At 29.9% G+C, this 25680-nt stretch carries 27 protein-coding genes; 14 read left to right on the top strand and 13 right to left on the bottom strand.

The window, feature by feature from the left end:
* Nucleotides 1-23: 23 nt before the first annotated feature.
* Nucleotides 24-230 (bottom strand): hypothetical protein, encoded by a 207-nt coding sequence (locus BM549_RS01395; protein WP_290468618.1) that lies wholly within the window; start codon nucleotides 228-230, stop codon nucleotides 24-26.
* Between the two features lie 254 nt (nucleotides 231-484).
* Nucleotides 485-1246, bottom strand: a complete 762-nt coding sequence (locus tag BM549_RS01390) for an MBL fold metallo-hydrolase (protein WP_290468617.1) — start codon at nucleotides 1244-1246, stop codon at nucleotides 485-487.
* Nucleotides 1247-1423: 177 nt separating this feature from the next.
* On the opposite strand from BM549_RS01390, the gene BM549_RS01385 reads away from it, so the two are divergent.
* The 9 genes from BM549_RS01385 to BM549_RS01345 all read left to right on the top strand — a co-directional run bounded on the left by BM549_RS01385 (nucleotide 1424) and on the right by BM549_RS01345 (nucleotide 10812).
* Nucleotides 1424-2767: a microtubule-binding protein gene (locus tag BM549_RS01385; protein WP_290468616.1), complete on the top strand. Its 1344-nt coding sequence runs from the start codon at nucleotides 1424-1426 to the stop codon at nucleotides 2765-2767.
* Nucleotides 2768-2943: 176 nt separating this feature from the next.
* The gene (locus BM549_RS01380; protein WP_290468615.1) at nucleotides 2944-3999 is read left to right on the top strand and encodes a hypothetical protein; all 1056 of its coding nucleotides are present in this window, start codon (nucleotides 2944-2946) and stop codon (nucleotides 3997-3999) included.
* 8 nt (nucleotides 4000-4007) lie between these two features.
* Complete coding sequence (locus BM549_RS01375) at nucleotides 4008-4355, top strand: hypothetical protein (protein ID WP_290468614.1); 348 nt, start codon at nucleotides 4008-4010, stop codon at nucleotides 4353-4355.
* 10 nt (nucleotides 4356-4365) lie between these two features.
* Complete coding sequence (locus BM549_RS01370) at nucleotides 4366-6324, top strand: AAA family ATPase (RefSeq protein ID WP_290468613.1); 1959 nt, start codon at nucleotides 4366-4368, stop codon at nucleotides 6322-6324.
* A complete protein-coding gene (locus tag BM549_RS01365) occupies nucleotides 6314-6892 on the top strand; it encodes an NUDIX domain-containing protein (protein WP_290468612.1) in 579 nt (192 codons plus the stop codon). The genes BM549_RS01370 and BM549_RS01365 overlap by 11 nt, the downstream gene beginning before the upstream one ends.
* A gap of 83 nt (nucleotides 6893-6975) precedes the next feature.
* Nucleotides 6976-8211, top strand: a complete 1236-nt coding sequence (locus BM549_RS01360) for a DUF6638 family protein (protein ID WP_290468611.1) — start codon at nucleotides 6976-6978, stop codon at nucleotides 8209-8211.
* An 80-nt stretch (nucleotides 8212-8291) separates the two neighbouring features.
* Nucleotides 8292-8816, top strand: a complete 525-nt coding sequence (locus BM549_RS01355) for a hypothetical protein (protein ID WP_290468610.1) — start codon at nucleotides 8292-8294, stop codon at nucleotides 8814-8816.
* A 73-nt stretch (nucleotides 8817-8889) separates the two neighbouring features.
* Nucleotides 8890-10635 carry a hypothetical protein gene (locus tag BM549_RS01350; RefSeq protein ID WP_290468609.1) on the top strand — a complete coding sequence of 582 codons (1746 nt, stop codon included), beginning with the start codon at nucleotides 8890-8892 and terminating at the stop codon, nucleotides 10633-10635.
* A 3-nt stretch (nucleotides 10636-10638) separates the two neighbouring features.
* Nucleotides 10639-10812, top strand: coding sequence for a hypothetical protein (locus BM549_RS01345; protein ID WP_290468608.1), 174 nt, complete (start codon nucleotides 10639-10641; stop codon nucleotides 10810-10812).
* A 1-nt stretch (nucleotide 10813) separates the two neighbouring features.
* Here BM549_RS01345 and BM549_RS01340 read toward each other — a convergent pair whose 3' ends face one another.
* Together BM549_RS01340 and BM549_RS01335 are read right to left on the bottom strand one after the other, a co-directional pair.
* A complete protein-coding gene (locus BM549_RS01340; RefSeq protein ID WP_290468607.1) occupies nucleotides 10814-11281 on the bottom strand; it encodes a GNAT family N-acetyltransferase in 468 nt (155 codons plus the stop codon).
* On the bottom strand, nucleotides 11271-12293 hold the full coding sequence (locus BM549_RS01335; protein WP_290468606.1) for a formimidoylglutamase: 1023 nt from the start codon (nucleotides 12291-12293) through the stop codon (nucleotides 11271-11273). Before BM549_RS01335 ends, BM549_RS01340 begins: the two co-directional genes overlap by 11 nt.
* Before the next feature lie 92 nt (nucleotides 12294-12385).
* On the opposite strand from BM549_RS01335, the gene BM549_RS01330 reads away from it, so the two are divergent.
* Nucleotides 12386-13270, top strand: a complete 885-nt coding sequence (locus BM549_RS01330) for a chromosome partitioning protein ParA (protein ID WP_290468605.1) — start codon at nucleotides 12386-12388, stop codon at nucleotides 13268-13270.
* 56 nt (nucleotides 13271-13326) lie between these two features.
* Here BM549_RS01330 and BM549_RS01325 read toward each other — a convergent pair whose 3' ends face one another.
* Genes BM549_RS01325 through BM549_RS01315 form a run of 3 tightly spaced genes read right to left on the bottom strand, consistent with a single transcriptional unit; the run spans nucleotide 13327 to nucleotide 15404 of the window.
* Nucleotides 13327-13896 carry a hypothetical protein gene (locus BM549_RS01325; RefSeq protein ID WP_290468604.1) on the bottom strand — a complete coding sequence of 190 codons (570 nt, stop codon included), beginning with the start codon at nucleotides 13894-13896 and terminating at the stop codon, nucleotides 13327-13329.
* Nucleotides 13880-15115: an imidazolonepropionase gene (hutI, locus tag BM549_RS01320; RefSeq protein WP_290468603.1), complete on the bottom strand. Its 1236-nt coding sequence runs from the start codon at nucleotides 15113-15115 to the stop codon at nucleotides 13880-13882. The genes BM549_RS01325 and hutI overlap by 17 nt, the downstream gene beginning before the upstream one ends.
* 13 nt (nucleotides 15116-15128) lie before the next feature.
* A complete protein-coding gene (locus tag BM549_RS01315) occupies nucleotides 15129-15404 on the bottom strand; it encodes a hypothetical protein (protein ID WP_290468602.1) in 276 nt (91 codons plus the stop codon).
* A 176-nt stretch (nucleotides 15405-15580) separates the two neighbouring features.
* Between BM549_RS01315 and BM549_RS01310 the strand changes: the two genes are divergently transcribed.
* A complete protein-coding gene (locus BM549_RS01310; protein ID WP_290468601.1) occupies nucleotides 15581-16174 on the top strand; it encodes a Crp/Fnr family transcriptional regulator in 594 nt (197 codons plus the stop codon).
* A gap of 147 nt (nucleotides 16175-16321) precedes the next feature.
* Here BM549_RS01310 and fumC read toward each other — a convergent pair whose 3' ends face one another.
* Nucleotides 16322-17719, bottom strand: a complete 1398-nt coding sequence (gene fumC, locus BM549_RS01305) for a class II fumarate hydratase (RefSeq protein WP_290468600.1) — start codon at nucleotides 17717-17719, stop codon at nucleotides 16322-16324.
* A 70-nt stretch (nucleotides 17720-17789) separates the two neighbouring features.
* On the opposite strand from fumC, the gene BM549_RS01300 reads away from it, so the two are divergent.
* Nucleotides 17790-18659: a hypothetical protein gene (locus tag BM549_RS01300; protein WP_290468599.1), complete on the top strand. Its 870-nt coding sequence runs from the start codon at nucleotides 17790-17792 to the stop codon at nucleotides 18657-18659.
* Here BM549_RS01300 and BM549_RS01295 read toward each other — a convergent pair.
* Nucleotides 18649-19611 (bottom strand): lipid A deacylase LpxR family protein, encoded by a 963-nt coding sequence (locus tag BM549_RS01295; protein WP_290468598.1) that lies wholly within the window; start codon nucleotides 19609-19611, stop codon nucleotides 18649-18651. The genes BM549_RS01300 and BM549_RS01295 overlap by 11 nt on opposite strands.
* A 174-nt stretch (nucleotides 19612-19785) precedes the next feature.
* Here BM549_RS01295 and BM549_RS01290 point away from each other — a divergent pair, with 174 nt between their 5' ends.
* A complete protein-coding gene (locus BM549_RS01290; protein WP_290468597.1) occupies nucleotides 19786-19959 on the top strand; it encodes a hypothetical protein in 174 nt (57 codons plus the stop codon).
* 85 nt (nucleotides 19960-20044) lie between these two features.
* Here the strand turns inward: BM549_RS01290 and BM549_RS01285 are convergent, their stop codons facing one another.
* The 4 genes from BM549_RS01285 to prfB all read right to left on the bottom strand — a co-directional run bounded on the left by BM549_RS01285 (nucleotide 20045) and on the right by prfB (nucleotide 24541).
* Nucleotides 20045-22498, bottom strand: a complete 2454-nt coding sequence (locus tag BM549_RS01285) for a TonB-dependent receptor (protein WP_290468596.1) — start codon at nucleotides 22496-22498, stop codon at nucleotides 20045-20047.
* A gap of 123 nt (nucleotides 22499-22621) precedes the next feature.
* Nucleotides 22622-22981, bottom strand: coding sequence for an ArsC/Spx/MgsR family protein (locus BM549_RS01280; protein WP_290468595.1), 360 nt, complete (start codon nucleotides 22979-22981; stop codon nucleotides 22622-22624).
* Between the two features lie 68 nt (nucleotides 22982-23049).
* Complete coding sequence (arsC, locus tag BM549_RS01275; RefSeq protein ID WP_290468594.1) at nucleotides 23050-23391, bottom strand: arsenate reductase (glutaredoxin); 342 nt, start codon at nucleotides 23389-23391, stop codon at nucleotides 23050-23052.
* Nucleotides 23392-23430: 39 nt separating this feature from the next.
* Nucleotides 23431-24541, bottom strand: a protein-coding gene (prfB, locus tag BM549_RS01270; RefSeq protein ID WP_290468593.1) for a peptide chain release factor 2 whose coding sequence is annotated in 2 segments (ribosomal slippage) — nucleotides 23431-24477 and nucleotides 24479-24541 — 1110 coding nt in all. Because the reading frame shifts where the segments join, the coding sequence is not laid out codon by codon here.
* 96 nt (nucleotides 24542-24637) lie between these two features.
* On the opposite strand from prfB, the gene BM549_RS01265 reads away from it, so the two are divergent.
* A complete protein-coding gene (locus BM549_RS01265) occupies nucleotides 24638-25666 on the top strand; it encodes a low specificity L-threonine aldolase (protein WP_290468592.1) in 1029 nt (342 codons plus the stop codon).
* Nucleotides 25667-25680: the final 14 nt, after the last annotated feature.

Raw genomic sequence — 25680 nt, 5'->3', positions numbered from 1 at the left:
TTTATATAAAGTCTGCTCTTTTTTTATTGGTATAAATGTCCGTCTGTGAAATCTTCGTATTTAGTAGAAGCTTTTTTCTTAAGTAAATTTAAACGTTTACTTTCTTTTTCAAGCTTTCTTTTTTGTTTTCTAATTTTTATTTTCTGTAATGCTACTCCTAAAATTAAAAATAAAAAAACAACAAAAACTCCAATTAGTATAGAAGAATTAGTTTGGAGGCTAATCATCATATTGGTTATTTCGTTTATTAAGTTTTTTTCTATTTCTTAAACTAATAATTAATAATAAAAATACCGCACATAAGGCTAGTGATAAAACTATAGTTATTTTTTTGGAAAAAATTTCCTCAAAAAAAGAGACAAGAAAAAATTGTAGGTCAAAAATTATGGATGTCATTGATAATTAGCGAATTGATTTCTCAAATATATAATAATTATCTTTAAAAACTATGTTTTTTTCGTTAAACGGTAATTTTTATTTCATTTTAATTATTTGAGTACCATTCTAATTGAGTGACTTTTATATCTTTATTTTTAGAATTAACTATAGATTTAAATTGTTCTACGTCACTATAGCCTTCTGTTCCTCTATAATGGTAAGGAAAGACCTCTAGAGGCTTAAAGCTTAAAACTGCATCCGCAGCACTTTCTACAGTCATTGTATATGGTAAATTCATACAAATAAATGCTTTATCTATATTTTGTAAAGCACGCATTTCAGGAATATCTTCAGTATCTCCAGAAATATAAACACGTTCTTTACCAAAAGTAAAAACATAACCGTTTCCTCTACCTTTTGGGTGAAATTGTAAAGCTTCTTCCCTTAAATTATACATAGGTATAGCCTCAATATTAAAAGTTTCAAATTTTTCTTTAGCACCATTAATCATGGTAGTTGTGATAGCTTTTATATGTTCTGGCAAATTTTCATAAACAGCTTCAGGAGCAATTACTTTGGCATCACCTAAATCTAAAGATTCAAGAGTGTTTAAATGTAAGTGATCGCTGTGAATATCTGTAATAACAACATAATCTGGCTTCTTAAATGTTTCAAAAGCGTCCTTTCCACCAGTAGGATCAATGTATATTGTTTTGTTGTCATACTCTAAAACCATTGTTGCGTGTTCTATTGGAGAAATTTTTAATTCAGGTATCTCTTCAACATCAATATCTTTATTATTTGTTTTTGCATCATTTTTACAAGCCATCAAACAAATGGCTAAAACAAGAATTAGGTAGTTTTTCATTTTGTATATATAAGAGTTATTAGATTTGTTAAAGATAATTTCTTTATTTCAGAAAGTAAAATTGTAACATTTAAATTAAAGTTAATACATATAAGTATGCAATTTTATTTTAAAAATAGATTTTTTTAACGAAATTGCTTAGCATAAAATGTACAACCTTAAAACTAAAAATACCTTATGTCTGACGATTTTGACTTACTAGAAACAAATTCAAACGAAAAAACAGAAAAAGTAGATGTTAATTGGGGAAAAGCTATAGATACCATGAAGTCTAAGCTTGCTCAAGAAGACGATCCAGAAAGCCGTCAAAAAATTCTTAACGCAACATTAGACGATGTTGTAAACATGGCAGAAAAAGATCGCACCACACTTTTAGATGCGATTAAAGACTTAACAGATTATCAAGATGAGGTTGGTATATTGTTCGAGCGTTTTTCTTCTTTAAACGAAACCGAACAAAAAGTAATAGACGATGCACAAAAAGCATTAGAACGAGCAAAGGTTGAACTTGAAGACGCACAAAACAAACCAGACACCTGGTGGAATAACCTTTGGGGACGTAAAAGCAAAATCGCAAAAGCAGAACAAGCATTAAAAGATGCAGAGAAAGTTAGAGCAGGAGCAGACAATAAGGCAAAAGCAATGTTTCAAGAGCGTATAGAAAGCGCAGATGTACAAACATTATTAAGCGAGTTATCATACAAATCTCAAGCAGCAGTAACGCGTTTAAAAAACCGTGAAGTAGAGATTAAAGAAGTAGAAGAAAAACTTAAAGACGCTATTGTAGAAGCATCTAAAAACCATACAAAAGCCTTAGAGAAAAAGAAAGAAACCGAAGCGAAGCTAGAAGAGCAATACGCTTTACTTAAACAAGCACGTCAAGCACTAGAAGAAATAGTAGATAAACAATCTGCCGAATACTCAGAAGCCTTATCAAAAGTTACCACTTTAGAGCAAAAAGTAGAAGAGTTAGAAGGACTTAAAAACGCTTACACAACACTAGCCGCTTCAAAAGACAGTTTCGTGCATAAACATAATTTAACCATTAAAGTATTAACATCTTTACGTAGTAATTTACAAACGCATCGTGCAAAATTAAAAAGTGATACAGACGAGCGTTTAAAATATTACGATGGTTATGTAGTGGCTTTAAAAGCAAGAACAGACCAAGAATTCGCAGCAATTTTAGAACATTTAGGTGTTAAAACCGATGAGCATATTGGAGAAACACTAGCATCTATGCATACCGCAAGTGCAAAAGCAAGACAAGAAATGATGGACAACATTCCAGTTCACGAAAAAGTAATGCAAGGCGTTTACGGTAGTTATGCAGAAGCTTTAAGCGAGATTCGTGCAAAAGATGTAGACATCCAAAAGAACTTTGCAGAACGTTACGGTATAGACATGAAAGAAATTTTCGAAGACTATTACGCAGCAGATGCAAACGCACCTTCAGGCGATGGAGATAATGCTCCAGCACCAAAAAAGGAAGACACAAGCAACGACGATTTGCTAGGATAAAATAATGATGGCGTTACCTACTTTTGCTTTTAATGGCAAAAGTAGGTCAGGCTTTCACTACTCGCTCTCTGTGAGGAGCTCAAACAAGCCGTTCAATCCTTAACGCATATGCGATTAAGTGTAAGGAAACAAGTAAGGACTTTTTACTTCTAACTATTAACTTTTCACTAAAAGAAATGTCAATAAACCACATAGTAACACCATTAGACTCAGCTGTTTTAGACAGTAAAGAACAATACGTGTTCTATCATAAAAAAGTAGATTTTGCATTAAAAGAACTCATTACAAGTGTGCAATTCAACACATTATGCACAGTACAAGAAATGACGTATTTTAAACAATACTGCGACCTACTATTATATTCTATCGAAGCCATGCGTGTAAAATACATGTACGACGATGAAGATAATATGAAGGTAGATTTAACAGATTCTGGTTTCCCAAACTACTTAGAGTTTCGTTATCTGTACAACGATTTATCGCTACGCGATAATTACTTAAATAAATTAAAAGACGTAAGCGAATTACAAGAAGAGTTTTTAACGCAATTAATGCATAAAAAGGAACCTGTAAGACGCGACAAACTCTTTCAAGCAGCATCCATTGTTTATTACACTTCTGTAGAACAAAAATATATATTCAATCGTTTTGTACAAGGTAAAATAATAGAAGCAGAAGCAGGAAGTCAAGCAGAATATATGGTAAGTTGGAGTTTTTACGACGTGGCATTAAACAGACCATTTATCTGTTTTATGTATTTCTATTACGATGGTAAAAACCCAGAAAGTATAAAAGAAGAACTTTACGATACACTAAAAAACGTTGCAGACAGAAAAATGCCGTTAGACACTATGGCTTATGGTATAGACAGACGATTAAAAGACGTAAAACCTAAACACATAAAACGTATAGATTTAGGGCCATTCCATAACATTTTTGCAAAAGACGAAAATATTTTAACGCACAGTATTTTAGAAAGCATAGCTAAAAAAGAAATACCATTAGAATCCTATGCATTATCTCTAAAAATAGATGAGGTTTTATCTGGTAGTGAATTTAAAGAAGGTGGCTATTTTAGTAAACAAACCTTACAGAAATGGAGCGATGTAATAAAGCAAAACTACGTGTTTGCACCACATCGTATCATTCAATTATTATACAACAAAAATCCTGAAATTATGAACAAGTTGGCAAAACCACCTTTTCAAGTAGCAGATCTTAAGATGAAATAAAAAAGTTTATGTGTAACTTCTGCTTTAATATAGAATATGAAAAATTTGCAACACAAATAGATTTTGTCGAATTTGATTTATTGTTAAATAAAAAGTTAGAAGCAAAAATATTAGTTGTATTAGGTCTAAGAGAGCATCGCAAATTAGTTTCAGATTACATATATAAGTGTACAAAGTGTGATGTTATTTGGTGTTTATCAAGTCCAGATAATGCGTGGAGAGGTTACTTCTTAAAAGAAAGAAATGCTAATAAATTAATAAAGAAACTAAAAGATAATCAAGAAAAAAAGGACAAAGGATGTTTAATGGTGCTATGCATTACAATTATTATCATCTTAATTCTTGCTTTCATATAATTTAAAAAACATGGAGCATAACTCTACTTTCCCTATAAAACAAAACGAATTAAACATGCTTCGAGACGAAGCTAGTGGTTACCTAAAAAGTATACAATGGGAACAAGGCGCAAGAGCTAAAAATAAAGATAAAGACGCAAAAGATGAATCTATTTTATTGTATTTATCTCGTGCCAATAATGGAAGTGGAGCGACTCAGGTAACTTCGGTGTCAAAAACCATATTAGCTTTAAAAAAGCGATTATTACCAGATTCTATTGCCATTCCTGTGCATTTAAATCAAACATTATACGCAGTTCAAGAAGGTATAGCATTAGGTATTTGGGTGAAAGATAGTTATTACGATGCTTCAGGTTTATCTGGTTTGCATGAGCGTAGAAGTGCTTTAGATAGTAACGGAAAACGAGAATACGAAAGTAAAATGCATACAGCAACAGCATTTATGCTGTTTTCTATGGCTTACAATGTGCTTCATAATTTAAAACCACATGCATCAGACGATTTATCTGTAATGAAACAAAAATTTGCTGGACTTCCAGAAGTTTCGTTTATGTCACCATTAAAAGGTATTGCGTGTAGTTTATTTTACTACGATAAATATTTAGGACATCCAGAAATAATAAAAACCGATAAAGATGTAGTAGATTTTACAGTGGTTTATTTCGAGGCATTAATAGATGAAATTCAACTACGTAAAAGCAGCTTAGAGTATACTGAAACCATTGTCGATAGAACCTATAAATTAGAAAATAGCGATTTTGCCATTTCAGGTTGGGACAACGTATTTGCAGGAACAGCAAAAAGCGTTGAATTTAATAAAATACAATTCGAACAAATAGTAGGAAACAGAGATGCAAAGCACTTTGCAAGACGTTTAACAGAACGTATGCTAAGCTACGATTTCGAGGCTAAAAAGAATCCGTTTCAAGAGCTTGGTGGTTTTATGCCAGTGTTTATGGGTTACGGTATTCCTGGAACAGGAAAAAGTATGCTTATTGCAGCCATTGCAACACGATTAAAAGAACATTGCGATAATTTAGATATTCCGTTTTTATTTCATCCAATGCCAGATACTTTAATAAGTACATTTCAAGGTGGAAGTGCAGAGAAAATGGTAGAATGGATGAAACCAATGCAAGATCCTTCAAAATTAATTTTTGCACCAATTGATGATGCCGAAAATAATTTACAAGAAAGAACAGCACAAGGTGTTTCGGCAGGTGTAAAAGAAGTTATTGGTGTTTTTCTGCGTTATACAGAAGGCGCTTACGCTGTAAATTATGGTAATAGCTCAATTGGCTTATTCACCAATTTACCAGAAATGTTAGATAAAGCGGTAATTTCTCGTGTACAAGGTCGATTTAAAATTGATGGTGCAAGAACAGAGCACGATTTCTTAGACCAAGACCACTTATGGTGGCGAAAACTTGAGCAAACCATGCCAGAATTTATAAATATGAAAAGCCCAAGTGATTACGAATATTTAAAAGCGCAAGGTTTAGCAAAAAACATGGGAGATATTTTAAATACTATAGAAAAACCAACCGAAGCTAGAGTTTTAGAAGCTTACCATAAAGCCGAAAAGCAAAACAAGGTTAACGAGCATGAATTTTTTGCTAATTTATATTTAGAGATTCAAAAAATATTTCCATTCTTTTCTTCAAGAGATGTTAGAAATATTCAATCGGCAATATCATTACGTTTAACCGATTTTGATTTAGAACAAGATTGGTTTGATAATCCAGAAATTTATTTCAAAAAAGATTACAATACCAAGTTAAATATGCTTCAGGAATTAATGAAGCAAAACATGAAAGGTTTAGATTTTTCTGAAATTAGAAGACAAGAAGTTGTACGTTATTTAGATAATGTGGCAACCATTGCAGATACCGATTTTAAACGAAAAGTTGATGCACGCGTAAATCAATTAAATATTGAAACCAAAGCAAGAGAACAGTTTGGGAAATAGAATAAAAAATATAACAACAAGAACCTTACATAAAGGTTGGGCAACTTTAAGCGAAATTTTTTTCGATTATAAAATGAGTTCTGGCGAATGGACGCATAAACGGAGAGAATCTTACAATCGTGGTGATGGCGCAACAATTTTATTATATAATAAAGAAAAGCAAACTGTAATTTTGGTAAAACAGTTTAGAGTTTCGGCATATTTAAACCAACATAAAACTGGTTTTATACTAGAAACTTGTGCAGGGATGTTAGATGACGATACACCAGAAACCTGCATAATTAGAGAAGTAGAAGAAGAAACGGGTTATAAATTACCTAAAGTCACCAAGATTTTTGATGCCTATTCATCACCAGGCGCATTAACCGAGAAACTTCACTATTTTGTTGGAGAATATTCCAGTGATATGAAAGTGAGCTCTGGTGGTGGCGTTGAAAGTGAACAGGAAGATATCGAAATTATAGAGATGCCTTTTAAAACAGCTTTAAAAAGCATTGAAACTGGAGAAATAGCAGATGCTAAAACCATTATTTTATTACAGTATTTACAAATAAATAATTTGTTATAGTTTGTATTTAATATAAAATAAATCCTTTGTGCAAATTAAACTTTGAGTAATTAAATTAAGATTACCGCTTTCGCGGAAATAAAATGGATAAATTAAAACAAGCAAATCTTTATAGAAGCGAACTTATTCCTATTAGCGGTAAGCTAGTAGAACGTTATAATAAGTGCTTAGTAAAACTTGGTTTTTTACCAACAAAACTCACTACATTTTCTATAGATGGAAAAGGTTGGAGTCCAGAAATAGCAGAAGAAAAACAAAATTTGCATTATCTTAATAATGGTGAGGCAAATATGCACGCTATTATAATTTCACCATTACAAAAAGGCAAACCCGTTTACGTACCATTTCACACGTTTGATCGTGAAATGATGCAACATGTATTTAGAACACACGAAGCTAAAATTAATAATATAACTCGAGACAGTGCAATTTGTTTAGATTTTGATCAAAATATAGACGCGTTTTACGAACCGTTAGATGTTTTAAAATACGATGTTGTTACTATAAATTTTCATTTAATAGATAATTTAGATACCATACAAAAAGACCAATTAGAGCTTGTAGCAAAATTTAAGCACGGTAATAATTTTATAGACGAAGACATTCATGCGCAATTACTAGAATCAGCTAAAAAATATGGCGATTTAAGAACACGAGATTTAAAGTTGCATGAAATTCAGTTTACAACAAGTTCATTCTACACAAAAGCTTTTGGCGGTGTTTATGTATTACGAGATTTTATAAAAGAAATTGTAGTTTTTGAAGATAAAAAATGGCATAAAGAAGCAATAAAAGATACAACTCATGATGTGTTAATATACCATATCTCGCAACCAGAATTAATGGATAAATTACGAGATCATATAATTATAGAATATGATTTAGAAAAAGAGATTAAAACACCAAGATATGAGCGTATAAAAAAGTTTGTTTTTGCCGAAGCTATAAAAGAAGCACAACATCCATTTACTAATATTTTAAACGATAAAGTGTTATATAAAAGCTATTTAAATAAGCTTAATATAGAAAGTAGAAAACGTGTAATGAGCGTAGAACGTTATCTGGAAAAATTAGAAGTAAGTAACGAATTTAAAATTGCAGATATTGTAGATGTTAAGTTTTTTGAGGCTTTACATAAACCACACTCATCTTTACACGCAAAGCATCAAGACTTAATATGGAAGCTATTAATAAATGTTTCTGCTAAAGATGTTTTATTTTTATATTGGTATGATAAAGAACAATTTTATAAAACATACGAGACTTGGAACGACTCTTTAAAAGATTGGGTAATAGAAGAAATTAGTAACAATATTTAATGTTTTGCTACTTATAAGTAAATAGATTTTACGTCATAGCGCAGAATAACAAAACATAATATCATAAAAAAACTACTCAAATGACAATAGAAATTATAATATTCATCGCATCAATTCTTTTTGGAATACTACTATATTGGAGAGAATCTAAGAGTAATAAAATTTATAAATTTTTCAATAAGCTGTTTTATTCTAAAGAGCTACAAATGAAAGACGATAGTAAAAAAGGCTTTTTATATCAGCAGTCCTTTTTAATGCGATTGGTTTATATTGGTGTTTTGTTTTTAATTGGTGTATTAGTTTTAAGATTAATAATTCCAATAGATATGTACACCATTCAACTATTTATTGCTAGTATATCTGGAACATTAATCGGTACGTATTTAGCTAATTTTGTCTTTAAATCTTCAGAAGTTATGGATGAAAAAGGAGATTCACTTTTCGATGCAGTAAAAGACACTGTAGATAAAGGTAAAGACTTTATTAAAGATCTTGAAACTAAAGACACAAAAGCAGTGCAAGAAGCAAAAAAAGAAATTAAGGAAGAACCAAAAACTCCTAAAAAAAGTGCAAGACAACGATTAAAAGATAAAGGACATTTGTAATTCTGTACTTGATTCTGAACCTATAGAAATTAAATAACAACTAAACAGATTCCTGCTTACGCAGGGAAATATTATGATAAAAAATTACTGGAATAAAGGCGGAAAACAAAAGCGAATAGTCATTGTACTAAGTCTAATAATTGTAGCATTATTATTCTTTATGCGTGATGATTACCAACCAGCATTATTATTTATTAGAAAATTTATTTTCATCATATTACTTTGTGCTATCGTGTTGTTTTTTGGGTTAAAAACATTTAGAAAGCAAGCCGAAACAGGAAAGCGTATTTTAATACTAGCTATTTTGGCTGTATTTTTTGGTGCGTTATATTTTGTAGGTTGGAGTATGCAGTTATACGATTATATGAAAACCTATAACGTGTTTAACGACTTAAATAAAATTGAAATACATGATTTACCATTAACACAAAACGAACGCATACAACCATTAAAAAATATCCATTCTATGGGAAACGAAAGTGTTGGTGAAACTAAAGATGTTTCTTTACCACATTTAGTTAGAGTAGATGGACAAAATAAATGGACCATGGCCATACAACCAACCGAGAAGTATTACTGGCAAGGTATGCGTGATAATACCGAAGAGGTTTTTGCCGTTTCAAGTACAACGCCATTTCCGCGTTTTTCTAACGAGAATAGAATACCAGTAACATTTTCTATTGGCGAATCGTTAAAATTTAGTAGAAACACTTACAATGCAGTTGTGCAACGTTTTAATCCTTGGATGCTTATAAATTATGAACCAAGCGATACGTATTACATGAAAAACGATACAGGTCAATGGGTTGAAGTTGTAAGTTTAATAAAATGGAAAGGTTTCTTTTTTCCTTATCCAAGTTTTGGTGGTGTTATGGTTATTGAAAACGGTGAGCATGATGTAAACGATTATATTGAACGTATAACAATAGGTAAAGGACAATACATTGCACCAAATGAAATGAAAAATTATCCATACCTAACAAAACAAAATACATTAGCAGAAAAAGTATCAAGACTTCAAGCAGAATCGCTTAAATTTTTAGGTGGTTTTAGCGACCCATTACCATGGAATATGGAAACTGCAGTTAAAATTCCAGATTTAGCAGACGACCAAAACCAACAACCATTTGTAACCGATTTTAATTTTGAAGATACCAAAATAGACGCTTATAGCGGTTTATACCATTGGTTCGGTTTAGAGCCAGTAGGCGATGAGCGCACAAGTTTAACATACAGTGTTTTTATTCCTGCCGATGGTACAGATAAACTGTTTTATTATGATCACGCAGCAAAAAAACAAGGTTATGCAGGAGTGTCTGCAATGCCATTAAAGGTTATAGAATCTCGTAAAGAATTTGATTGGACAGTAAATAAACCGGTAGAGTTTAGACCTTATATTAAGAATATTGCAGGAAGAAAGCGATTGTTTTTTCTAGGAACAATAGCCGCTATTCGTGAAGGATCAGATAATTTTGATGGTTCTGCAACACCAGATTTAGCCTTAATAGATAGCGAATATCGTGATGTTGTATGGATAGATGTTAAACATCCAAGCGGTTGGGAAAAAGAAGTTTATAACCAATTAAATGAAGCTTGGAGATCAAGCGAAGGTATTGAAGAATATTTTGTTGAAGACACTAAGATTATTGATGTTGTTGGAGATGAATTAGAATCAATTACTATAGAAAATTTAAACGAAGACAATACAGAAGAAACTGTTGAGTCCTTACAACGTAAAGTAGATTCTATTAAAAAACTAAAAAAAGAAGAAGAAATAAAGCGTTTAAAAAAAGAATTAGACTCTTTAAAAGGTATTTAAATTATGAAAAAAGCTTTACCATTTATAGTAATTTTAGCAAGTATTGGGTTAATATTTGTAAATATTTTAGACTCTGAAGCCTTCGATAAACAATTCTGGCTTCGCACCGTTTCTAGTGTTTTATTAATTGTAGCTATGATATTTACTATACGTTCTCAAAATGCATCAGAGGATTAATTTATAAATCGAAATATTCCATCTTTATATTACAACGTTCGTACGGGCAATCTTTTTCTACATCAATATCTTTAAAGCCAAATTTTCTATATAAATAGATCGCATTTTCAAGCTTTGTGTTAGAGTAGAGAAGGAGTCTGTTAAAATTATTGTTTTTAGCAAAATCAATACCATATTGTAATAGCTTTTGCCCAATTTTAAAACCTCTATGTTTAGGAGAAACAGCCATTTTTGTTAGCTCATAAGCATTATCTTCTTTTAAAGGCATTAAAGCAAATGTACCAACAATTGTATCTTCTATTTTAGCGAAAAAAATAAAACCACCTTTGTTAATTATATACTGGTCTGGATTTGTGAGTACTTCTCTATCAAAAGGTTCGACATAAAAAAAAGTTTCTAACCACTCTATATTTAAGGCATAGAAATCTTTTGAATAGTTTTTGTTAAAAGGAATAATATTAACGTCCATTAGCTCTAATAAAATCGGTTATTAAGTAAGAAATTAATTTTCCAACTTGAGTTGCTGTTTTATTGGTTGGTGCAGCTTCACAAATATGCAAATATTTGGCGTTTTTATCACTACCAAAAAAATGAACAAATTGTCGTGTTTTGTTAACAGAAAAACCAGAAGGTGTTTTAGCACTACTTGGTATATTAATTATAGCATCGCAATCTATTTCAATACCAAAACTACTTTTAGAAATAAATTTTAAAGCTTTTTTCATTTGCGGCTTAAATTTAAGTGTTTTTTCTACTTCTAATTCTTCAAAAGTATTGTATTTAATTCTTTTTTCGGCATTTAAAGCTGTATCAAAAATAGCTTGTGAAGTATAGTTTTTATGTAAGCCAAAAATAAAATACCTATTTAAAAAGCCTTCTGCGAAAGCGTAACTAAAACCATTTCCGCTATGTCTGCCTTCTAATGCTCTAAAATCTGTATGCGCATCAAAATTAATAACATTTATTTTTTTGTTTAATGCTAACGATGTGCCTTTTATGTTTCCATATGCGTTATTATGACCGCCACCAATTATTATAGGTTTTTTGCCTGCTTTAATAATTTTACAAATTATATCTGTTACATCTTTATCTATTTCTTCTGTTATTTTTGCTGCTTTTTTTAAATCTGAACTATTTGTATTTTTTAAATTAGAAATTAATTTTAACTCTTTTGAAAAATCTAAATAACCTAACAAAAGCACTTTTTCGGCATTATTTTCTTGGTTAAATTGAGTATTTAACAAAATTTTAATTGTTGCTTCCCATGCCTTATTAGTACCCGTATTTCCTTGGTTTGCAAATACTCCAATGTCTTCTGGTAAACCTAATATTACATATTTAACGTCTAAATTTTTTAACTCACCGTATATGTTATCATACGTGGATAAATATTTTATGCGTTCACCAAATTTAATTTCGCCATTGCGTTTATTAATAATGTTTTTAGCTTTGTTTGCTTTATATAAAACAAGTTTACTCATTTAATAATTGTTTTGAGAAATTAAAGTATTTTAAAAATAGAAATATAATTAATAATTAAAAGAATCAAAGATTATTCTTAAACATTTAAATTATGGCAAATTCAGGAAACACAGGATTAAAAGTAGCTTTAGGTATTGCAATTGCATTATTTATTGGCGTTGGCGTATTTTCATCTTCTTTATACAAGGAAAAACAAGAAAATGAAAAAGTATTAGCTCAAGAAAAAAATAAAGTTATAAAAGAACTTAATGAAATGGCAAATCGCTATGATGTTGCAATGAGCGAAAATACAGTGGCAAACCAAAATTTGGTTGAAGCAAAAGAGCGTATTGAAGGATTAATAGACTCATTAAAAGTTTCTGAAACGAACTTAAAAAGCTTATGGAAATACAAAAATAAATATCTTGCTTTACAAGATGAAATGACTGTTATTTTAACGGAAAACGATAAGCTAAAAGTTGAAAATCAATTACTAGCAACTGCGTCTGACAGTTTAAAAATACAATTAGAAGAGCGTACAACTTTTACAGATTCTTTATTAGTGCAAAACACAGCTTTAGCAGATGTTGTTGAAAGTGCAGCAGTTTTAACAGCAAATAGTATGAAGGTAAATGGAGTTATAGAACGTTCATCTGGAAAACAAATTCCTACAGAAAGAGCAAGAAGAAGTGATAAAATAAGAGTTTGTTTTACAGTTGCTAAAAATAGATTAGTAGAGGCTGGAGATAAAGAATTATTTGTACAAGTTATAGACCCAAAAAATAATATTTTAGGTTTAAATAGTCAGGTTAATTTTGGCGAAGAATCTTTAAACTATAGTTTAATTAGTAAATTTAATTACGAAAATAACAGCATAGATATTTGCGAATTTATTGCAAAGACAGATGAGGACACAGATTTTGAATCAGGTGTTTATAAAGTAAATGTTTTTAACGGAAAAGAATTAGTCGCAAATTCACAATTTTCTTTAAAGTAGATTTAGTCGCATATTTTTACTTAAAAAAACTGAAACTTAATAGTTTCAGTTTTTTTTTATTTTGATAATTGCTTAATACAAGCTTCTCTAATTTTCCATAAGGTTTCAAAAGACAATGACTTATTATTTATTTTCTGCCATTTGCTTATAAAATCTTTATGTAATGTTACTTTATAAGTTCCAATTTGATTAGGACTTATTTCTATTTCTTTAATTAAATCTTTTTTAAATGATGTATTAGATGTTTGAGTACTTGTAATATCTAAAATATTATTATTAACTTTTAAATAGGTATGCGCTTCTGGTATGTAGTCTAGATTAAAAGTATTTAAAATAGAACCAATGCCTTTGGTGTTATTTTCATTCATTTTATAAATGCCAATAAAGAGTTTTACGCTGTCTTGGTTGTTTTCTAAAGCTACGGCCTTTAAAAACGCATGTTTTGTTGAGCAAGTTCCTTTATTTTCTTTTAAAATCGCTTGATAATCACTTCGGTTTTTAGTTCTACCATACGGTAAAGCTTTAATAGCATTAGATAATGAATTAAAATCTGTAAGCCCAATTGATTTGCTTAAAAGTGAACAGGTGGCATTACTTTTAATGTTAAAATTAAATAAGTGATCCATTTATTATTACTTGATCTATATTATTTTCGCCAAAAGAATATGGTAAATAGTTATAACTAGGAACAGGTTTAGTTATAATTAAGTTTGCTTTTTTACCTTTTGTAATACTACCATAATTGTTAGCAATTCCCATTGCATAAGCTCCATTTATTGTTGCTGCATTAATGGCTTCTTCTGGAGTTAATTTCATTTTTATGCACGCAGTACTTACAACAAAATTCATGTTTCCAGATGGTGTAGAACCAGGATTATAGTCTGTAGCCAATGCTAATGGTAAGCCTGCATCAATTATTTTTCGTCCAGGAGTGTAAGGTATACTTAAAAAATATGAGCAAGAAGGTAAAGCCACTGGCATAGTTTCACTGTTTTTTAAAGCTTTAATGTCTTCATTATTTAATTCTTCTAAATGGTCTACACTTAAAGCATTATGTTTTACAGCTAAAGCAACACCACCAAAAGCATTAAATTGGTTAACATGAATTTTAGCACGCAAGTGATATTGTTTTGCAGCATTTAAAATTTGTGTTGTATCATCTAAAGAAAAATAGCCTTTTTCACAAAAAACATCAACATAATCTGCAAGATTTTGTTTAGCTATTTTAGGCAGCATGTCATTAATTATTAAATTAATATAATCTTGTTTATTTTCTTTATAAATTTTAGGAACAGCATGTGCACCTAAAAATGTTGCTTTTATTTTAATGGGAGCGTTTTGCTTTATTCTTTTAATAACGCGTAGCATTTTAATTTCGGCTTCTGTAGATAAACCGTAACCAGATTTAATTTCTAAAGCACCAGTGCCTAATTTCATTATTTTGTTTACTCTATCTATAGATTGGTTGTACAATTCATCTTCAGTAGTGTTTTTAAGTGTTTCAGCACTATTTAAAATACCGCCACCACGTTTTGCAATGTCTTCGTAGCTTAAGCCATTAATTCTATCTACAAATTCTTGTTCACGATTTCCAGCATAAACAATATGTGAATGAGAATCGCACCATGTTGGAAGCACTATTTTATTTTTGGCATCTATAACTTTATCAGCCTTAATACCAATTGAATCTTCCATTTTACCAAAATCTACTATAGTATCGTCAATTATTAAAACAAACGCATTTTTTATACTTGGCAGCGTTTTCATTGCTTCACCACTAACTTTGGTAACCTTTATATCTCTTACTTGTAAAAGTTCTTTAATATTTATTATAAGTGTTGACATGTTTTTTTAGAATTTAAGAGAAATTTAAGGTATATATTTTTACTGCAGCAAATACCATAAAAATAATTCCTGCTAAGCTAATTAGCCAATTGTATTTTTTAAAAATAAATCGAGATATAAAATAGATAATTAACGTAAATAATCCGATAAAAGCAGGTGTCCACTTCACTAATACTCCTTCTATACCAGTGTAGTTGTAATTAGCTGTAAATGTAATTGTTAAGGTAATTATCTCTGTAATTATAATAGCGATAATATTATGTTTAGGGTTATTAAGTAGTGTATTCATAGGATCAAATATAGATAAAATGCACATAATTGAACGTCTGTACAGTTTGTGTTTTGTATCGTTTATTGTATTGTTTACAACGAAAAATAATTTTTAGTGTCTATAATATAATTACATTGATAAAGTAAATGTGTAATAGAAATATAAGTTGCTAATATATTTCATAAAAATAAAGTATGAAACCATACTATCAAGAGAGTTTTGATTTTATAAATTCTTTTTCACCAATATCTGAATCTGTATTTGAAAGATTATATGATTCTGCTAAATACCGAGAAGTTAATAAGAACACTAAATTATTAAATTTAGGTAACATATCTCAAAAAATATACTTTGTGACAAAAGGTATTGTAAGGTCTTATATGAGTTTTGATAACGGAAAAGAAGTTACAAAAGCACTTTACGACTCTAAGATGTTTTTTGCTTCTTTTAATTCTGTTTTAAATAAAAAACCGTCTGATACAATATATGAAGCAATAACAGATTGTCATATTTTTGAAATAGATTTTGATTTTTTCAAACGTTTATGTGCAGAAAATGTATCAGTTTTAATGTTATATACTAAATTTTTAGAGTTTCTTATTTTAGAAAAAGAAAAAGTCTTTTTACAGGTTACAACTAAAACTGCGAAAGAACGCTATTTAGAATTAAGAGAACGTATTCCTGATTTAGATAATATTATGCCACAATACGAAATTGCAGCTTGTTTAGGAATTACTGCTGTACAATTAAGTAGAATTAGATCTAAACTTAATACTATAATTAACTAAGTTTAACCTATGTTAATGTGAGATAAATTAAAAAGTTTTAAACTTGTGTATTGATATTTATTATTATCCCTTATAATAACTAACTAATAAAACCAAAAAAACCAATTGAAGTAATTCAATTGGTTTTTTAAATTATACAGTTTTTTTCTATTTTAAACCGCTTACCATGTTTTCTGGTCTTACCCATTCGTCATACTCCTCGGCAGTTACATAACCTAAGTTTATAGCTTCGGTTTTTAATGTAGTACCATTTTTATGGGCTGTATTTGCAATTTCAGCAGCTTTATAATATCCAATTTTAGTATTTAAAGCAGTAACTAACATTAGAGAGTTATTTAATAATTGTGTAATTACTTCGTGGTTTGGCTCAATACCACTTGCACAATGCTCTGTAAAACTCACACAAGCATCACCAATAAGTTGCGCACTTTGTAAAATGTTAGCAGCCATCATTGGTTTAAATACATTTAACTCGTAATGCCCTTGAGTACCTCCAATTGTAACAGCAACATCGTTACCCATTACTTGTGCACAAACCATTGTTAAGGCTTCACATTGTGTAGGGTTTACTTTTCCTGGCATAATAGAACTTCCAGGTTCGTTTGCTGGTATAATTATTTCACCAATTCCAGATCTTGGTCCAGAAGCCATCATTCTAATATCGTTTGCAATTTTATTTAGAGATACAGCTATTTGTTTTAAAGCACCATGTGTTTCTACAATAGCATCATGAGCAGCTAAAGCTTCAAATTTATTTTCGGCAGTAATAAAAGGTAAGTTTGTAAATTTAGCAATGTATTTTGCTACAAGAACATCGTATCCTTTAGGTGTGTTTAATCCTGTACCAACAGCAGTTCCTCCAAGAGCTAACTCAGCTAAATGTGGTAATGTATTTTCTAATGCTTTTAAACCATGGTCTAATTGTGATACGTAACCAGAAAATTCTTGGCCTAATGTTAATGGTGTTGCATCCATTAAGTGTGTTCTACCAATTTTTACAACATCTTTAAAAGCTTGAGCTTTATCGTTTAATGCGTTACGTAATTTTATAACACCAGGAATAGTATTTTCTACTACTTTTTTATAAGCGGCAATATGCATTCCTGTTGGAAAGGTATCGTTAGAAGATTGTGATTTGTTTACATCATCATTTGGTTGTATAGTTTTTTCACCTTCGCCAATAGTTTTTCCTGCTATTTGGTGTGCTCTATTTGCAATAACTTCGTTCACGTTCATGTTAGATTGTGTACCAGAACCTGTTTGCCAAATTACCAACGGAAATTCATCATCATGTTTTCCTTCTAAAATTTCATCGCAAACTTGTGCAATTAAATCACGCTTATTATTATCTAAAACACCTAATTCTGCATTAGTATAAGCTGCAGCTTTTTTTAAATAAGCAAAACCATAAACTACTTCTAATGGCATAGAAGCAGCAGTGCCTATTTTAAAATTATTTCTAGAGCGTTCTGTTTGTGCTCCCCAAAGTTTATTTGCAGGCACTTTAACATCGCCCATTGTATCTTTCTCTATTCTAAATTCCATGTTTTTTGGTTTATTTTAGGTACACAAAATTACAAAATTAAAGTGTATTTTCGCTTAATAAATTATATCAATGAATATCGTTTTTTTAGTTTTTGGTACTGACTATAAAAATTACCAACAAGCTTTATTTTCTATGTTAACTTTTCTTTCTAAAATGAAAGAAGAAGACCATATTATAGTTTTAACAGATACTCCAGAATATTTTAAGGTAATTGAAGAGCATATAACTATTTCATTATTAAATGAAGAACTTCTTAACACTTGGAAAGGAGATTACAACTTTTTTTGGCGTATTAAAATTAAAGCACTTCAGTTAGTTGAAAAAGACTTTGGAGGCAAGCCTTTTATTTATTTAGATGCAGATACTTTTTTATTTAATGATTTAAATAAAATAAAAAAAGGTTTAGCTCAAGGTTATAACTTTATGCATTTAAATGAAGGTAAACTTAGTGAACTAAGTTCTAAAACCGAAAAGCGCATGTGGAAACAACTAAAAAACACTGTGCACGCAAATGTTTTGGTAGATGAAAGCTCATGTATGTGGAATGCCGGTGTTATTGCTATTGGTACAAAAATTAAAGAAACACTACAATTAAGTTTAGATATTTGTGATAGTATGTGTGCACAAAATGTAACACCACGACTAATAGAACAATTCGCATTTTCACTAGCTTTAAATAAAGAAAACAAGCTTATTGAAGCAGATGATACTATTGGTCATTATTGGGGTAATAAAATACAATGGAATGAGAAAATATCTGCTTTTTTTAATGAAAATTTATTGAAAAATATCTCTTTAAAATCTCAAATTAAATTACTTGATGATTTTAAATTTGATGCACTTCCTGTTAATATTAAAGTACCAAATACTAGAAAGCGATTAAACACAAAAATTGAACATTGGTTTCCTAATAAATATGAAATTTATATTAAAAGGTAAAACCAATTTTAATGCCTCCCCATTTTGCAGATGAACCAGAATTAAATTCCTTCGTTATAAAATAACGAGAATACTCAAAAAACAAAGTCCTTGTTTTTAATATAAAACCATAAGAATATTGTCCAGTTAAGCGTTTAACTTCGCCAGATGAAATTGTGTATGTGCTAGAATTATTAAACATACCACCTTGTAGTGTAGCATCGTAAACAACTGCAGTACCAATAGATTGCAAAAAGCCATAAAATTTAAATTTTTTAGCACTGTTTTTTATTGTAAACGGTTTATCTATAATGCCAAAAGTAGCATTTAAACCTAAAGATGCATTTGTAAATAATGTACCAGCTTTAATGTTAGATTGAGCTTGTAAAGACAAAAAAGAAGCTACTGTAATGATTTGTTTTTCTAAACCAATTTCATAGTTTATTACAATATCGTTTTTAATTTGATTTTTCCATCCTTTAGGAATTTTATTGCCAGTCCATTTATGTATTCCCACCTGCATATCTTCACCAAAAGCTGCAGGACCAATAATACCTAAATTAAATGAAGAGAAAAGTCTTAGTTTTTTATTTGTATTAACAGTAATAATCATACTTTTAAGCATGATTGCAGATGCAAATGGTCGATCTCCAAACTGAATGTTTTCACTTACATAATCATCTGGAGTAAAACCTATATGCTCTAATGCTAAACCGTATTTTTTTATTGAATTTTTTGGTTTGAAGAAAAGAAAATTAATAGGATTTTTTTTTAAGCTTTTTAAGAAGAGTTCAAAATTATAACCTTGTGTATAGTTTTCGTCTCCATTTGCAAAATAATCGTTTTCATAATTAAAACGAAAATAAGAGGCATTATCTATATCTCTAAAAGAAACTAAATTATCTATTTTTTGAGCATTACTAAATGTAAGGCACGTGATAGTAATTATAAAAAATGTAAATAGTTTTTTCATAATCTATTTACGGTTTTATAATAACTGTGGTTTTATTTAATTATTAAAATTTATATTTTTTATTATAAAATTGAATATAGTTAACAACTATGTTAATAATTACAAAGTTTATATTGTATAAAAAAACAGTTTAACTTATCTTTGCTGCAAGATTTAAAACAAGACACATCAATTATGTTCGAATTTGACCAATATTTAGGCTTTTTAGCATTTTTAACTATCTTAACCATAGGATTTTGGTTAATGATTTTTTTATTAACTTTTGTAATTCCTTATTGGATTGGAGGAAGTTTAATTGAGCGTCTTAAAGAAATTAAAGAAGAAAGAGACGCAAAGAAAAAAGCTTAATTAGCTTTTAAAATATAAAAAAAAGGGAAACTTATAAGTTTCCCTTTTTTTGTTTCCCAACGTTGGGACTTAAGTTTGAAAGCTATTAACCTTCAAACTCATCGCCACCAACATCATTATTTTGTTGTCTTTGTCTTCTGTCTTTTTTCTGATTGAATCTATAAGTAAACGATAAGTTAAAGCTACGTTCTCTCCATTGAAACTCACTCTCGCTCATAAATGTTGGAGTAGTAGTGGTTTGAGATCTTACTCGGCTATTAAATAAATCACTTACATTAAAAGCTATAGATGCTTTTTCGTTAAATAAATCTTTACTAAATGCTAAGTTTGCAGAGAATATACCATCTCTTTCGTTTTGGGCATCTGCACTTGGACCTCTATAAACTAAACGAGTTTGCCAATCTATTTGTCCTGGTAAAGTGTATTTGTTATTTAACCTAGCAAACCAAGATGTATTTGTGTTTCCTAAGTTTAAACCATTTGGTGTAATACCTTCAGTTTCATTTTGGAAAATATTAAAGTTAGCATTAATATTCCATTTTCTAGATGGTCTATACCCTAAAGTGAACTCGAAACCTAAGCGCTCTTCTGTTGCTAAGTTTATAGGTGTTCTATTAATTACAGGAAGTTCTTCTCCGTCAACAATAACAGTTTGCCCAGTATCAAAGCTTACAAAGTTAAAAACATCTGTTGCTCTTGAGAAATAAGCTGAGGCATCTAAAGTATATTTTCCAAAACGTTTTACATATCCAACATCTACCGTACCAGAATAACTTGGTGTTAAACTTGGGTTACCTTGAAATACACTAGTTACACTCGAACGTGATGGGAAAGGATTTACAAAACGAGATCTTGGTCTTCTTAAACGACGGTTATATGCTAATGTTACATTTTCGCTATCACTTAATTCATAACTAAGATTTACTGTTGGGAAAAATCCAGAATATTGATTTTTTACAAAACTACCAGATGTTGGTTGGTCTAAGGTAATTTGAGTATCCTCAAATCGAAGTCCTAATAAATATGAGAATTTCCCTATTTTACTTCCAAATTGTGTATAAAAAGCTGTAAGATACTCTCTATAATTAAAAAGGTTACTTAAGTTATTATCAACTTCAAATTGGTTTGTTGTTTCGTTTAAAAATTCTACTGTATAATCTGTACTTTGATTATTAAAGTTACCACGATATCCTATTTCAAATTGAGATTTTTCTCCTATAGGTAATACGTAATCTGTTTGTAATAAAATACGTTCTTGATCTTCTAGAGTTGCAACTTTTTCTGAGTCTAACCCATTTACATTAACTAAAGAGTTTTCATCTTCAGAGCTTTCTTCATATTGAAAATCAAATGTAAATTTATGTCCGCTAGTATCAAATTGCTTATCAAAATTAACAGCGTATTGTATTGTTTTATCATCTTCAAATTCTGGATCTAAACGTAGTGTAGAAGAGGTTAAGTTTCTATTACTATCAAATTGATTTAATAGATTTTCTGTATTACTTTCATTATCACTTTCACTATATAAAATAGAAGTTGTTAATGATGCAGAATCATTTATATACCATTCTACTCCAAAGTTTGTGTTAAATCCTTTTCTAATACGGTCGAACTCACTAGATTCTTCAACAAATGTATCTGGATTATCTACTATTAAATTACCATCATCATCAAACTCTTTATTAAAATTAGTTCTAGAATCGCTAGTGTTTCCTGGTATTTCTCTGTAATTATAACTTGTAGTATTAAATATATTTAAATCTCCAGTTCTATAGTTTATGTTTCCAGATAATCCTGCAGAAGGATTATAGCCTGCATTTGCTGTAATTGCACCATTTAAACCTTGTAATTTACTACGGCGTAAAATTATATTTAAAATACCTCCAGTACCTTCGGCATCATATCTTGCTGATGGTGAAGTGATAACTTCAACTCTTTCTATAGATTCTGCAGGTAACTGTCTTAAAGCATCTGTTGAGTTTAAACCTACTAAACCAGATGGTTTACCATTAATTAAAATGGTAACATTTTCGTTTCCTCTTAAAGCTACATTACCTTCAACATCTACAGATACAGATGGTACATTGTCTAATACATCACTAACAGTTCCGCCTCTAACCGTTAGATCTTTTCCAACATTGTATATTTTTTTATCTAGTTTTATTTCAACTGTTGTTTTTTCAGCAATAATTTCTACTTCTGCTAAAGCAGTAGCATCTTCAGATAAGTATATGGTTCCAAAATTTTCATCTTTTGAGATTACTTTCTTTTCAATTGTACTTGATTTAAACCCAATATATTCAAATGATATAGAATAAGTTCCTGTTTCGACTTCAACATTAAATTCTCCGTTTTCATTGGTAATACCACCAGTTGCTAATTTTCCTGGTATATTACTTTTAATAACTACAGTAGCATATTCTAATGGTGTTTTTGTAGCTTGATCTAGAATTTTACCCGTTAATTTTACTTCGTCTTGGGCATGTAAGGTAAATACACCTAAAAAAATAAATAGGGTGTAATAAAAAATTTTGTTCATAAAATTGGTAGTTTCTTTTGTGATTTTTTTAGTTAGATTACAAAAGTACCTCAAGGTTTAACCGCCTTTGGTTAAAACTTTGTTAAATAAAAAAACCTTGAAATAATCAAGGTTTGTTTATTGTTAAGATGATATTTCAAAAATTTTTTTTGATTGTTTTCCTATTACTGCTTTTTGGCCATTTATTACAATAGGACGCTCTATAAGTTCTTGGTGTTCTATCATAATCTCAATATATTCTTGGTCTGTAAATTCTACACCACTTTTAATTAAATGCTCGAATTTTTCTTTCCAAAGTGGCTCGTTAGTTCTTATAATTTCTAATGGAGAAATTTTTAAGATGTTAATTATTTTTTGAAGCTTAATAGCATCAAGAGGTTTGTCTTGATATTTTATTTTTTGTGTATCATGTTTACTAGTTTCTAAGATTTCTAAACATGAATTAGAATTTTTAGAATCTGGATTGTGATATATTACTATCATTCTGGTTTTAGGGATTAATTATTGCTATCAATTATTATAATGTTAGTTAAGGGTAACATTGTTTTATCTCATATAATAGTATTTATTAGTTCTGTTGGTCTTCCAATTACTGCTTTATCATTATTTACAACTATTGGTCTTTCTATTAATTTTGGGTGTTTTACAAGTATAGAAATAATTGCATCATTTGATAGGGCTTTGCCTTTAAAGTTTTCTTTCCAAATACTTTCGTTTTTTCGTACTAAATCTATAGGCTCTATCCCTAATTTTTTAATAATACTAGTGAGTTCTTTTTCACCAATATTATCATTAAGATATTTTACAACTTCAAATTCTTTATTTGAAGTTTCTAAAACGGCTAAACCTTGTCGAGATTTACTACATCTTGGATTGTGGTAAATTTTTATCATTAGTATTTTTTTTAATTGTTTTAAAGATATTACAAAAAATTATAATTGGTTAGAATCTGATGACTGTTGTCCCATAGACATTAAATATGATTTTAAAAATGGAGTAATGTCTCCATCCATTACGCTATCAACATTACCTGTTTCAAAACCTGTTCTAACATCTTTTACTAACTTGTAGGGATGCATAACGTAGTTTCTAATTTGGCTTCCCCACTCAATTTTCATCTTTGCAGCTTCAATATCTTCGCGTTGCGATAATTGTTTTTGTAATTCAATTTCATATAATTGAGATTTAAGCATTTGTAATGCTCTGGCTCTATTATCGTGTTGCGATCTTGTTTCGCTACATGAAATTTGTATACCAGATGGTTTGTGCGTTAATTGTACTTTAGTTTCAACTTTATTAACGTTTTGTCCGCCAGCGCCACTTGAGCGTGCAGTTGTAATTTCTATATCAGCTGGATTAATTTCAATTTCTATAGAATCATCTACTAATGGATATACGTAAACAGAAGCAAAACTAGTATGCCGTTTGGCATTACTATCAAAAGGAGAGATTCGTACTAATCTATGTACACCATTTTCACCTTTTAACCATCCAAAGGCATAATCGCCTTCAATTTCTAATGTCACAGTTTTAATACCCGCAACATCACCTTCTTGAAAATTAAGTTCTTTTACTTTAAAGTTGTTTTTTTCTGCATACATTAAATACATACGCATTAACATTTGAGCCCAATCACAACTTTCTGTACCACCAGCTCCAGCTGTAATTTGTAAAACTGCACTTAAACTATCACCTTCTTCAGATAGCATATTTTTAAACTCCAATTCTTCAATTAAAGTTTGCGCTTTTAAAAACCTATTATTTACATCTTGGGCAGTAGCCTCATCTTCTTTATAGAACTCATAAATAACCTCTAAGTCTTCTATAAATGTTTTTGCAGTATTGTAGTCTTCAATCCATTTTTTTTTACCTCTTAAGCTTTTCATTATAGTTTCTGCAGCTTTAGAGTCTTCCCAAAAATCAGGATTAAAAGTTTGTTCTTCTTCGTTGCTAATTTCTATTAGTTTAGCATCTATGTCAAAGATATTGCCTTAACAAAGTTAGGCGGTTTGAGAGATCTTTAATTTGATCTTGTGTTATCATTATTTTTAAAAATTTTAAAACAAAAATAGAATTATTACAATGATATGAAAATTATTACCTCCTTATTTTATAGTTTTATAAATTAAAAAAATAAAAATGATTATAGATTTAAGAAGTGATACGGTAACAAAACCTACAAAAGAAATGCTTGAAGTTATGTTAGAAGCAAGAGTAGGAGACGATGTTTATAAAGAAGATGAAACAACTAATGAGCTTGAAACTAAAATAGCAAAAATGTTTGGGAAAACCCATGGTTTATTTTTTCCAAGTGGTACTATGGCAAACCAAACAGCGATAAAGTTGCATACAAATCCTGGAGATCAAGTTATTTGCGATAAATATGCACATATTTTTAATTACGAAGGTGGTGGCGCATCTTTTAATAGTGGAGTTTCTTGTAAGTTAATAAATGGCAATCGAGGTATGTTTACAGCAGAGCAAGTAATAGAAGCCATTAATCCTCCAGATTTTTATCACAGTCCATTAACAACATTAGTTGAGATTGAAAATACAACAAATAAAGGTGGTGGTGCTTGTTGGGATTTTACAGAAATTTTAAAAATTAGAGAAGTTTGTGATACAAACAATTTAGGACTTCATTTAGATGGCGCTAGATTATGGAATGCATTAGTTGAAAAAAATGAAACTCCAAAAGATTTTGGAAATGTATTTGATACTATATCTGTATGTTTAAGTAAAGGGCTTGGGTGTCCAGTAGGTTCTGTACTTATTGGTGATGAGAAATTCATGAAAAACGCTATAAGAATTAGAAAGATTCTTGGTGGTGGAATGCGTCAAATTGGTTATTTGGCAGCAGCAGGAATATATGCTTTAGATAATAACTTTACTAGATTAATTAAAGATCATAATAAAGCCAAAGAAATAGCCTCGGTTTTAACAAATTGTTCATATATAAATAATGTTGAATTAGTAGAAACAAACATTGTTATTTTTAGTTTAGCTAAAGAAATTGACGAAACAAAATTTATAGAATTACTAGAACGAAAATCTATTCGAATTAGCAATTTAGGAAGTGGAAAAATGAGAATTGTAACGCACTTAGATTATACCGATAAAATGCATGATAAATTGCTAGAAACATTAAAAACTCTTAAGGTTGGTTAGTTGTAAATAATTGA

It is taken from the genome of Lacinutrix sp. MedPE-SW, assembly GCF_001874145.1.
Taxonomy (GTDB): domain Bacteria; phylum Bacteroidota; class Bacteroidia; order Flavobacteriales; family Flavobacteriaceae; genus Lacinutrix.
The sequence above is the reverse complement of the archived record's forward strand: the minus strand, read 5'-3'. Positions and strand labels throughout refer to the sequence as shown.

What these genes read in the sequence shown, in the direction of transcription:
- BM549_RS01395 (WP_290468618.1), bottom strand. Translation starts at nt 230, where the DNA reads ATGATGATTAGCCTCCAAACTAATTCTTCTATACTAATTGGAGTTTTT.
- BM549_RS01390 (WP_290468617.1), bottom strand. Translation starts at nt 1,246, where the DNA reads ATGAAAAACTACCTAATTCTTGTTTTAGCCATTTGTTTGATGGCTTGT.
- BM549_RS01385 (WP_290468616.1), top strand. Translation starts at nt 1,424, where the DNA reads ATGTCTGACGATTTTGACTTACTAGAAACAAATTCAAACGAAAAAACA.
- BM549_RS01380 (WP_290468615.1), top strand. Translation starts at nt 2,944, where the DNA reads ATGTCAATAAACCACATAGTAACACCATTAGACTCAGCTGTTTTAGAC.
- BM549_RS01375 (WP_290468614.1), top strand. Translation starts at nt 4,008, where the DNA reads ATGTGTAACTTCTGCTTTAATATAGAATATGAAAAATTTGCAACACAA.
- BM549_RS01370 (WP_290468613.1), top strand. Translation starts at nt 4,366, where the DNA reads ATGGAGCATAACTCTACTTTCCCTATAAAACAAAACGAATTAAACATG.
- BM549_RS01360 (WP_290468611.1), top strand. Translation starts at nt 6,976, where the DNA reads ATGGATAAATTAAAACAAGCAAATCTTTATAGAAGCGAACTTATTCCT.
- BM549_RS01355 (WP_290468610.1), top strand. Translation starts at nt 8,292, where the DNA reads ATGACAATAGAAATTATAATATTCATCGCATCAATTCTTTTTGGAATA.
- BM549_RS01350 (WP_290468609.1), top strand. Translation starts at nt 8,890, where the DNA reads ATGATAAAAAATTACTGGAATAAAGGCGGAAAACAAAAGCGAATAGTC.
- BM549_RS01345 (WP_290468608.1), top strand. Translation starts at nt 10,639, where the DNA reads ATGAAAAAAGCTTTACCATTTATAGTAATTTTAGCAAGTATTGGGTTA.
- BM549_RS01340 (WP_290468607.1), bottom strand. Translation starts at nt 11,281, where the DNA reads ATGGACGTTAATATTATTCCTTTTAACAAAAACTATTCAAAAGATTTC.
- BM549_RS01335 (WP_290468606.1), bottom strand. Translation starts at nt 12,293, where the DNA reads ATGAGTAAACTTGTTTTATATAAAGCAAACAAAGCTAAAAACATTATT.
- BM549_RS01330 (WP_290468605.1), top strand. Translation starts at nt 12,386, where the DNA reads ATGGCAAATTCAGGAAACACAGGATTAAAAGTAGCTTTAGGTATTGCA.
- BM549_RS01325 (WP_290468604.1), bottom strand. Translation starts at nt 13,896, where the DNA reads ATGGATCACTTATTTAATTTTAACATTAAAAGTAATGCCACCTGTTCA.
- hutI (WP_290468603.1), bottom strand. Translation starts at nt 15,115, where the DNA reads ATGTCAACACTTATAATAAATATTAAAGAACTTTTACAAGTAAGAGAT.
- BM549_RS01315 (WP_290468602.1), bottom strand. Translation starts at nt 15,404, where the DNA reads ATGAATACACTACTTAATAACCCTAAACATAATATTATCGCTATTATA.
- BM549_RS01310 (WP_290468601.1), top strand. Translation starts at nt 15,581, where the DNA reads ATGAAACCATACTATCAAGAGAGTTTTGATTTTATAAATTCTTTTTCA.
- fumC (WP_290468600.1), bottom strand. Translation starts at nt 17,719, where the DNA reads ATGGAATTTAGAATAGAGAAAGATACAATGGGCGATGTTAAAGTGCCT.
- BM549_RS01300 (WP_290468599.1), top strand. Translation starts at nt 17,790, where the DNA reads ATGAATATCGTTTTTTTAGTTTTTGGTACTGACTATAAAAATTACCAA.
- BM549_RS01295 (WP_290468598.1), bottom strand. Translation starts at nt 19,611, where the DNA reads ATGAAAAAACTATTTACATTTTTTATAATTACTATCACGTGCCTTACA.
- BM549_RS01290 (WP_290468597.1), top strand. Translation starts at nt 19,786, where the DNA reads ATGTTCGAATTTGACCAATATTTAGGCTTTTTAGCATTTTTAACTATC.
- BM549_RS01285 (WP_290468596.1), bottom strand. Translation starts at nt 22,498, where the DNA reads ATGAACAAAATTTTTTATTACACCCTATTTATTTTTTTAGGTGTATTT.
- BM549_RS01280 (WP_290468595.1), bottom strand. Translation starts at nt 22,981, where the DNA reads ATGATAGTAATATATCACAATCCAGATTCTAAAAATTCTAATTCATGT.
- arsC (WP_290468594.1), bottom strand. Translation starts at nt 23,391, where the DNA reads ATGATAAAAATTTACCACAATCCAAGATGTAGTAAATCTCGACAAGGT.
- BM549_RS01265 (WP_290468592.1), top strand. Translation starts at nt 24,638, where the DNA reads ATGATTATAGATTTAAGAAGTGATACGGTAACAAAACCTACAAAAGAA.